The organism is Oscillibacter sp. (assembly GCF_031978065.1).
Classification (GTDB): domain Bacteria; phylum Bacillota; class Clostridia; order Oscillospirales; family Oscillospiraceae; genus Oscillibacter.
This window is the reverse complement of sequence record NZ_DALZCH010000116.1, coordinates 1-9,637: the sequence shown is the minus strand read 5'-3', so window position 1 is coordinate 9,637 and position 9,637 is coordinate 1. Positions and strand designations below refer to the sequence as shown.

Genomic DNA, 9,637 nt, shown 5'->3' with positions numbered 1-9,637 from the left:
CATTCAAAGGCAAAAATTTTGCTGATTACGGCGGCCTTTCCGGTTTTTAGGTCCAGCGTCCCCACGGGCTCGGTTTTTCCCACGGGCTTTTTCTCCCCGTAAAACACTTCGCCCACGGCCCCGTCTCGTTTCTTTTCCGCGCCCCGTCCTCCGTCCGATCCGGCTTGGGTCGCGCCCTGCGTTTTTTCCCGCGCCGGCTCTATCGGACAGCACGCGCAGGCAATCCGCGCGTCGGCAAACCCGTATGCTGTGCAGATTTCCTGTCCCAGCGCCCGAATCTCGTCTCCGCCCAGTTCCGCCCGGGTTTCCATTTGCAGCTCAATCGTACGCTCCGCCCTGTCGATGGCCGCGCCGACCAGCATGGCCCCGTCCAGCTTCGCCCGCAGAGGCGGAAGCGGCCTTACGTCCGGAAATATGTTGGAAAATGCGATTTTTGACATAGCTTCTCTCAATCCTAACCCGCTCTCAATGTATCGTCCAAACCGCCAGTTTCCCCGCGATTTTCACAGCTTCTCAATCTCCTCCATCAACGCGTCCACCAGCCGCTCCTGCGGAACCTTGCAGAGGACCTCTCCCTTTCGGAAAAGCAGGCCCTCCCCATCGCCTCCCGCGATGCCGATGTCGGCAGCGGCGGCCTCACCGGGACCATTGACGGCACAGCCCATCACCGCCACGGTAATGGGCTTGCGGCAGCCGTCCAGCCGCCGCTCCACCTCCTCCGCCAGAGGAATTAAATCAATACGTGTCCGCCCGCAGGTGGGGCAGGCAATCAGGTTCACGCCGTCGTGGCGCAGCCCCGCGGCCCGGAGAATCTTTTTCGCCGCGTAAATCTCCTCCACCGGGTCCGCCGTCAGCGTCACCCGGATGGTGTCTCCAATGCCCATGCACAGCAGCCCGCCGATTCCCATGGCGGACTTAATCAGCCCCATGGACGGCGTTCCCGCCTCGGTGACGCCAAGGTGGAGGGGATACTCCGTCCGCTCCGCAAGCAGCCGATAGGCTGCGATGGTCAGCGGCACGTCGGAGCATTTCACGGAGATGCAGATGTCGTCAAAGTCAAACTGGTTTAACAGGGCCGCATGGCCCAACGCGCTTTCCACCAGCGCCTCCGCCGTCACGCCGCCGTATTTTGCCCGCAGCTCCCGCTCCAGCGACCCGCCGTTCACGCCAATGCGGATGGGGATGCGCTTCTGGCGGCAGATGTCCGCCACCGCCTTCACCTTTTCCGCTCCGCCGATGTTGCCGGGATTGATGCGGATTGCGTCAATCCCCCGCTCCGCGCACGTCAGCGCAAATTTGTAATTAAAATGAATGTCGGCGATCAGCGGAATGGAAATTTGCTCTTTAATTTTATCCACGGCCTCTGCCGCCGCCCTGTCGGGAATGGCCACCCGAATCAGCTCGCACCCGGCATTCTCCAGCGCTTTGATTTGGGCCACGGTAGCGGCCACGTCGTCGGTTTTCGTGCTGCACATGGATTGAATGCTAACCGGCGCGCCGCCGCCCACGGGGATGGCGCCCACCAGCAATTGTTTTGTCATCGGTACTCCCTCCCTCAGCCGAACAGCCGGGAAACGTCGTGAAGCGTCACAATCAGCATAAAGCCCAGCAGAACCACCAGACCGCCGTAATTGATGGCGTTTTCGTATTTTTCGGGAATGCGCTTTTTAAAGAGCGCCATGGCAATGGCGTCCACCGTTAAAAACAGTACCCGTCCGCCGTCCAGCGCCGGAAGGGGCAAAAGATTCATCACCGCCAGATTCACCGCGATCAGCGCCGTGAAAAAGAGGATGTTGTCCAGCGCGTCCCGAGCGCTTTCCGATGCCTGCCCCACCTGCGTGATGGTGGAGACGATGCCCACCGGGCCGCTCATGTCCTTGAGTCCCGCGTCCCCCCGCGCCAGCATCTGAAGGCTGATGCGCACGGTCCGCACGAAATCCACAGTGTTGTACCACGCGATTTTCACCTTGCCCAGCGCCGTGGCGGGCACGGCTTCGTTGCCGTAGAAAAAGCCGTAGCCCTGATAGGGCTTGCCGTCCTGTCCGGTGCAGGTTTGCAGGGGAATGCCCGTGAGGGACACCTTTTCCCCGTCCCGCAGCACCGTCACGGCCAGTTTCTCTTTTCCGGCGTTCACCCGCATTATAAGGGCCACGTCGCCGCTGACGTAAATCCGCTCGCCGTTGATGGCCCAAAGCTGATCGCCCGCTTGCAGCGTCTCCTCTTCGGCGGCGGTGAACTCCGGCGCTGTCCCGGCAACGGTTGGCACGTAAAATGCCTCGGCCCCGGAGTAGAGAATCAAGAGAATCAAAAAGCCTGTCAGGAAATTAGAAAGGGACCCCGCCACAAAAATGATAAACTGCTTCCAGTAGCTCTGGCGGGTAATGGCCCGAGGATTCTCAGAATCCTCATCCTCTCCCTCCATGGCGCAGTAGCCGCCCACGGGGAGGACGCGCAGGGAATACTGCGTCTCTCCCCGCTGTCTTTTGAAAAGGGCCGGACCCATGCCGATGGAAAACTCGTTGACCTGCACGCCGCAGGCCTTGGCGGCCAGAAAGTGCCCCAGCTCGTGGAGCGCGATGAGCACGCCAAACATGAGAATCGCCGTGAGAATGTAGACAATTGTCATAAATACTCCTAACTAAACTGTTCCGATGCCGCCCCTGCGGCGTTTCCCGTCTCCGGGAAGCTTCACTGCGAAAGAATCGCCCGCCGTGCGTCGGCGTCCGCTTTCAGAATATCCGAAAGAGTGGGATGATATACCACCGGGACGGCCTCCCGCGCTTTTTTCACCAGCCGGGAAATGTCGTTGAAGCCGATTTTCTCCTGCAAAAACAAGTCCACCGCTTCTTCGTTGGCTCCGTTTAAAACGGCACAGGCGGTGCCACCCTCTTCCGCGGCGGCCTCTGCCAGCGCGAAGCAGGGAAATGCTTCCCGGTCCGGCGCGGCAAAAGTCAGGGGCGGGCAGGTCAAAAGGTCCAGCGGCTCCGCCGGATTTTCCCCCCGCCGGGGATAGGTAAACGCATAGCGAATGGGAAGGCGCATATCCGCCGTCCCCAACTGGGCCAGCACCGCCCCGTCCCGATACTCCACCAGAGAGTGAACGATGCTCTGCCGATGAATCAGCACATCCACCTGAGAAAGCGGCAGACGGTAAAGACGCATGGCCTCGATGACCTCCAGGCCCTTGTTCATCAGCGTTGCGCAGTCCACCGTGATTTTCGGCCCCATCTTCCAATTCGGGTGCCGCAAAGCATCCTGCTTTGTCATGCCCTCAAGCTCCGCAAAGCCCTTCCCGTAAAACGGGCCCCCGGAGCAGGTCAGCAGCAGACGCTTTACCTCCCGCCGGTCCTCGCAGCCCCGCAGGCACTGGAAAATAGCGGAATGCTCGGAATCCACCGGGACGATCTCCACCCCGTGCCGATCCGCTGCGTCCATCACCAGCTCCCCGGCGCACACCAGCGTTTCCTTGTTGGCAAGAGCAATGCGCTTTCCCTGTTCAATGGCAGCTAGCGTAGGACCAAGTCCAACCATGCCCACCACGGCGGCCACCGCCGTGTCCGCGCCGTCAATCGTCGCCGCCTCCAAAAGCCCTTCCGGCCCGGAGACGACTTTTACGCGCAGGTCCCCTACCCGGCTTTTAAACTGCTCTGCCGCTACGGGATCGTACAACGCCACAAGACGCGGCAGAAACTGCCGCGTCTGCCGCTCCAAAAGCTCCAAATTTCCACCCCTGGCGGCCAGCGCCTCCACGCCCAGATTCAATTGCTCCGCCACATCAAGCGTCTGCCGCCCGATGGAGCCAGTGGAGCCTAACAGTGAAATTGTTTTTGTCATATCGTCACCGCCTTACGTCGATGCCCTATGGGCAATAGACTCTTTTTTCAGCGTCCCGTATTGCGCAGGCGCGTCCGCGCCCGCCCCTTTTCACAGAACGCCGAGGGCCAGCCAGACAAGCGGCGCCACAAAGGTCACGCTGTCAAACCGGTCCAGCACGCCGCCGTGTCCCGGTAAAAGCTTCCCGTAATCCTTGACACCGAATTCCCGCTTAATCACGGAAAAGCTCAAATCGCCGATCTGGCCCGCTCCGCTGCCCAGAAGGCCCACGACAAGCACCTGCCACCAAGGCAAAAGTGCCATATCCAGCAGCCACAACCCCACGAAGTTGACCAGTGCCAGCCCGACAACGCCGCCAAGCAGACCACCTACGGCCCCCTCCACTGTTTTCTTGGGGCTGACGGGAGTCAGCTTGTGCCTGCCGCAAAGCATCCCTGCAAACAGCGCGAAGGTGTCGCTTCCAAACGAAATCCCCAAGGGGACAAACACCAGCAGCCGCCCGGCCTCCTCCAGCCGCAGCAGCAGCAAGCAGGAGAGCATCAGCGGAAACACCAGCCCGGAAAAAATGGCGGCAGTCACATCCGAAAATGTAATTCGTTCCTCCGCCGTATAGTCCAGAATCGCGCCAAGAAACGCCAGCAGTACAAACGCCAGCGCCAGCGCCGCCGTCAGTGGCAGGTTTTCCAGCACAGCAGGGCGCGGAATGTCCGCCAGAATCTCCAACCGCGCCTTTCCATCCCCGCCTGCGCCAAATTCCTCATAGAGGACCACCGGTACCACCGTTGCCGCCAGAACCGTCAGCCGCTGGAGCTTCTCCCCGCCCTTTTTCAGCACCGCGCGGGCCAATTCCCACGCGCCCACACCGCATAGAGCCATGCTCAGCGCCACGGTGGCTGCAGGGGGCGCAAACCCCAAAACGAAAATCAGCGCCGGAATGCCGAGCACCGCCACCATCACCCGTTTGAACATACCATCAATCCTTATCTGTGAAGCAGCTCACTTCACGCCGCCGAACCGGCGGTCCCGTTTCTGATAGGCCGCCACGGCCCGGTCAATCTCCGCCTCGTCAAAGTCCGGCCAGAGGGCATCCGTGTAATAAAACTCGGAATAGGCACACTGCCAAAGCAGGAAATTGCTCAGCCGCAGCTCGCCGCTGGGGCGGATAATCAGCTCGGGGTCTGGAACGCCCGCGCTGTCCAGATATCCGGAAAAAGCGGCCTCGTCCAGTTCCTCAGGCTTGCGCAGCCCGGCGGCGCAGTCGGCGGCAAAACACCGTGCAGCCCGCAAAAGCTCGTCCCGTCCGCCGTAATTCAGGCAGATGTTGGCCTGAAAGGCGTCCCGGCCCAGATGCTCGGTAATTTCGTCTGTCTCCCGGGCCAAAGCGCGGAGCTCGGGGGGGATAGCCGTCATGTCTCCGAAAAATTTCAGCCGGATGCTGTCCCGTTCCATGGAATCAATGGCTTCCAAAAGATACCGCCTTAAAAGCGCCATGATGGCGCCCACCTCGGTTTCGGACCGCTTCCAGTTCTCCGTGGAAAAGGCGTACACCGTCAAATACTCAACGCCCAGATTCTTGCAGTAGGTGGCAACTTTCCGAAAGGTTTCCGCCCCGGCTTTGTGTCCGGCGGTGCGGGGCAGACCCCGCCTTTTCGCCCAGCGGCCGTTGCCGTCCATAATAATGGCAATGTGGCGGGGCAGGCGGCTTTTGTCCACCTGCCCCGCCTGCTTGCCTGAAATTTCGTTGATCATCAAATTGCCATCAATTCCTTTTCTTTGGCAGCAAGCATTTCGTCCAGCTTTTTGCAGCTGTCGTCCGTCATTTTCTGAAGGTCTTTCTCCGCCTGCTTCAAATCGTCTTCGGTGATTTCCGTGGCCTTTTCCAATTTTTTAAACGCTTCCATGGCATCCCGGCGGATGTTGCGCACAGCCACCTTTCCGCTTTCCGCGTACTTGTGAATCTGCTTCACCAACTCCTTACGCCGCTCCTCCGTCAATTGGGGGAAACCCAAACGCAGGCTCTTTCCGTCGTTCTGGGGGTTGATGCCTAAATCCGAGTTCTGGATGGCCTTTTCAATGGACTTCAAAGCCGATGCGTCCCAGGGCTGAATCACCAAAGACCGGGGGTCCGGCGAGGCGATGGAGGCAATCTGCTGAATCGGCGTGGGGGTCCCATAATAATCCACGCTGATGCGGTCCAGCACGGCGGCGTTGGCCCGGCCGGCACGCACGGCGGCAAAATCCGCCGCTACGGACTCGACGCTCTTTTTCATCTTGTCCTCGTAAATCTTGTACTCCTCTTTCTGCATAACGGTCACTCCTTTACGATCGTTCCGATTTTTTCCCCGCACACGGCGCGGATAATATTCTCAGGGTCCTTCAGGGCAAACAAAAGCACGGGAATGTGGTTGTCCATGGACAGGGATGTAGCCGTGGAGTCCATCACCGTCAGATGCTGGGCCAGCACGTCGTCATAGGTAATCGAGTCGTATTTCACTGCGGAGGGATCCTTGGCCGGGTCGGCGGAATACACGCCGTCCACATTCTTGGCAAGCAGAATCACATCTGCCCCAATTTCAGCCGCCCGCAGAACAGCGGCGGTGTCTGTTGAAAAATAGGGGTTTCCGGTGCCGCAGCCAAAAATCACCACACGCCCCTTTTCAAGGTGCCGGATGGCCTTCGAGCGGATATAAGGCTCGGCAAAGGACCGCATCTCCACGGCGGTCTGCACCCGAACCTCCACACCCCGCTGCTCCATCACATCGGCCACCGCAAGGCAGTTTAAAACCGTTGCCAGCATGCCCATGTGGTCGGCCCGGGTGCGCTCCATCTTTCCGCCGCCGTCCTTCACCCCGCGCCAGAAGTTTCCGCCGCCCACCACGACGCCCACCTGAACGCCCATGGCGATGCACCGCCCAATCACGTCGCACACTCTGCCGATTACTTCAAAATCAAGACCCGTGTGCTTATCCCCAGCCAGCGCCTCTCCGCTGATTTTCAGCAGGACGCGCTTGTATACAGGTTTTGCCATCTTGCAAACCTCCGTTGTATTTCAGATAGCGCTATTCTATCAAATTTCACGGCCTTTGGAAAGGGGAAAAGCAAGTTTTTTCAAGAAAAAGCACAGGAGACTGCCGCCCCCTGTGCCGTTGCCGCCATTTCACTTTGCGCAGGCAGCCTCCAGCAGACCAATGAGCCGCTCCCGCCCCGTGCCTTTCTCTGCGGAAAAGGGCACCAGAGGCTCGTCGTCCACCATTTCCAGCGTCTGGCGGATCAGGGCCAGATTTCCCTCCACCTCACGGGCCTTCAGCTTGTCCAACTTGTTGGCAATCACGATCTCGGGGCAGCCGCTCTCCCGAAACCAGCCGTGCATAATCACATCGTCGGCGGTGGGCTTGTGGCGGGCGTCCACAATCAGAACGCCCACGGTAAGAATGTCGCCCTCGTCCTGAAAATAGCGCTCCATCAGACGACCCCACCGCTCCTTTTCCGTCCGGCTCACCTTTGCATAGCCGTATCCCGGCAAATCCACCAGCCATGCTTTGCCGTCAACCTTGAAATAGTTGATCTGGGTGGTCTTTCCCGGCGTCGCGCCCACATAGGCAAGGTTTCTCCGCCCCACCAGACGGTTGATCACCGAGGACTTGCCCACATTGGACCGGCCCGCAAAGGCCATCTGTGGCAGTCCGTCCCGCAGGAAATCCTTGGGGTCTGCCGCCGAGCGGACAAATTCCGCCTTCATAAAATTCACCGGGAACTCACTTCCTCACTTTTATTTTTAAATGCTCCGTCCCGCAAAGCGCAGGGACGGGACCGGTGACAAAGCCGCCGGTCCTCATTACGCGCGGCTCTGCCGCCCGCCGCACCGAAGCCGCATGCGCGGCCCCGCCAAACATATTCTTATTGCCGCAACGCGTCTCCGCCGGATTCCCGGGAAGGGGCGAAAGCCGCCACCACGGTCTGCTCCGGTTCCGTTGCCTTTTCCGTCCTGCTCCTGATGGGAGCGGAGCACAGCGCCCGGCTCAGCACCTCATCCACATTTCCCACAGGGATAAACTCCAGCGCGGCACGGACGGTCTGGTCAATCTGCTCCAAATCCCGCACGTTGTCCGCCGGAATCAGCACCGTTTTCACGCCGCTGCGCAGCGCCGCCATGGTCTTCTCCTTCAGTCCGCCGATAGCCAGCACCCTGCCCCGCAGAGTGATTTCCCCGGTCATAGCGATGCCCGCCCGGACCTTCCGTTCGGTGAGGGCGGAGCACAGCGCCGTGGCCACCGCGATGCCCGCGGACGGTCCGTCCTTGGGCACGGCCCCCTCAGGAAAGTGGACGTGAACGTCCTTGTTCTTGTAAAACTCCGGGTCAATGTCATAAACTGCGGTCCGGCTGCGCAGGCAGCTCAGCGCCGCCTGAACGGATTCCTTCATCACGTCGCCCAGATTTCCGGTCAGCTCCAGTTTTCCGGTACCGTCCATCACATTGGCCTCCACCTCCAGGATCTCGCCGCCAACCTCGGTCCATGCAAGCCCGTTGACCACGCCAATCTCCTCCCGTTCCGTGTGGAGGGCAGGGGGGTAGGGAGACATATCCAGCAGTCCGTGCAAATCCGCTTCCGCCACGGCGACGCGCTTCGTCTCGCCGGTGAGCAGCCTCAAATCCGCCTTGCGGCACAGGGCGGCAATCCGCCGCTCCAGAATGCGCACGCCGGACTCTCTTGTGTAATCCCGAATCAGGGCGCGGATGGCCTCATCGTCTATCTTGAGTTGGGACTTTTTCAGCCCGTGCTCCTTCATCTGCTTGGGAATCAAGTGATTTCTGGCAATTTGCAGCTTTTCTTCGTCGGTATAGCTGCCCAGTTGAATAATCTCCATCCGGTCAAGCAAAGGACGGGGAATGGTGTCGGTGGTGTTGGCGGTGGTGATGAACATGACACGGCTCAAATCCACCGGAATTTCCATAAAGTGGTCCCGGAAAGCGTGGTTCTGCTCGGAATCCAGCACCTCCAGCAAAGCGGATGCCGGGTCGCCCCGGAAGTCGTTGCCCAGCTTGTCGATTTCGTCCAGCAGCAGCAGCGGGTTCATAGACTTGCCGCGGCTGATGGCTTCGATAATCCGCCCCGGCATGGAGCCGATGTAGGTTTTCCGATGGCCCCGGATATCCGCCTCATCCCGGACGCCGCCCAAGCTCAGCCGGGCCAGCTTCCGGTTCAGCGCCTTGGCAACGCTGACGGCGATGGAGGTTTTGCCCACGCCGGGAGGGCCGACGAGGCAGAGAATCTGCCCCTTCCCCTCCGGGTTCATCTGGCGCACGGCAATCGTCTCCACAATCCGCTGCTTTACCTTTTCAAGGCCGAAATGGTCTTTATCCAGAATTTTTTTGGCAGCTTCCACATTCAGCCGCTCACGGGTCACGGTGTTCCATGGCATTTCCAGACACACGTCCAGATAATTGCGGATCACCGCGCTCTCGGCGCTGGAATAGGGCTGCTTACCCAGTTTATCCACCTCTTTCATCAGGTGGGCCTCCGTGTCCTCCGGCAAGTCCAGCCGAAGAATGCGCATGCGGTATTCGTCCAGCTCCTCGTCCCCGTCTTCGCTTTCGCCAAGCTCGCTCTGCATCACCCGAATCTGGGCGCGCAGAATCTGCTCCCGCTGGGACCGGGCAAGCTGAGAACGAACCTTGTTCTCCATTTCGCCCTCAAAAGCCAGCACGTCGTTCTCCCGTGCCAAAAACTCGTTGAGTTTGCGTAGCCGGACGTAGGCGGAAGTCTCCTCTAATAAGCTCTGCCGTTCCTCAGCCCGCATTTGT

10 protein-coding genes are annotated in these 9,637 nt (G+C 59.9%); all 10 read right to left on the bottom strand.

All coding sequences use genetic code 11. From position 1 onward, the window contains the following. Positions 1-440: hypothetical protein (locus tag RTK01_RS14155; RefSeq protein WP_312281590.1), on the bottom strand; the 440-nt coding region annotated here is incomplete at its 3' end. Between the two features lie 63 nt (positions 441-503). Continuing rightward, positions 504-1,541 (bottom strand): flavodoxin-dependent (E)-4-hydroxy-3-methylbut-2-enyl-diphosphate synthase, encoded by a 1,038-nt coding sequence (ispG, locus tag RTK01_RS14150; RefSeq protein WP_312281589.1) that lies wholly within the window; start codon positions 1,539-1,541, stop codon positions 504-506. Between the two features lie 14 nt (positions 1,542-1,555). Next, positions 1,556-2,626: a site-2 protease family protein gene (locus RTK01_RS14145; RefSeq protein ID WP_312281588.1), complete on the bottom strand. Its 1,071-nt coding sequence runs from the start codon at positions 2,624-2,626 to the stop codon at positions 1,556-1,558. A 62-nt stretch (positions 2,627-2,688) separates the two neighbouring features. Beyond that, positions 2,689-3,834: a 1-deoxy-D-xylulose-5-phosphate reductoisomerase gene (locus RTK01_RS14140; RefSeq protein WP_312281587.1), complete on the bottom strand. Its 1,146-nt coding sequence runs from the start codon at positions 3,832-3,834 to the stop codon at positions 2,689-2,691. 90 nt (positions 3,835-3,924) lie between these two features. After that, entirely contained in the window at positions 3,925-4,803 is an 879-nt protein-coding gene (locus RTK01_RS14135; protein WP_312281586.1) for a phosphatidate cytidylyltransferase, read from the bottom strand. Positions 4,804-4,830: 27 nt separating this feature from the next. Next, positions 4,831-5,583: a polyprenyl diphosphate synthase gene (uppS, locus tag RTK01_RS14130; protein WP_312281592.1), complete on the bottom strand. Its 753-nt coding sequence runs from the start codon at positions 5,581-5,583 to the stop codon at positions 4,831-4,833. Next, positions 5,583-6,140 (bottom strand): ribosome recycling factor, encoded by a 558-nt coding sequence (gene frr / locus RTK01_RS14125; protein WP_312281585.1) that lies wholly within the window; start codon positions 6,138-6,140, stop codon positions 5,583-5,585. The genes uppS and frr overlap by 1 nt, the downstream gene beginning before the upstream one ends. Positions 6,141-6,145: 5 nt before the next feature. Further along, positions 6,146-6,862, bottom strand: a complete 717-nt coding sequence (pyrH, locus tag RTK01_RS14120; protein ID WP_312281584.1) for a UMP kinase — start codon at positions 6,860-6,862, stop codon at positions 6,146-6,148. 129 nt (positions 6,863-6,991) lie between these two features. Beyond that, positions 6,992-7,573: a ribosome biogenesis GTP-binding protein YihA/YsxC gene (yihA, locus tag RTK01_RS14115; RefSeq protein WP_312281591.1), complete on the bottom strand. Its 582-nt coding sequence runs from the start codon at positions 7,571-7,573 to the stop codon at positions 6,992-6,994. Positions 7,574-7,731: 158 nt separating this feature from the next. Further along, positions 7,732-9,637: endopeptidase La (gene lon, locus RTK01_RS14110; RefSeq protein ID WP_312281583.1), on the bottom strand; the 1,906-nt coding region annotated here is incomplete at its 5' end.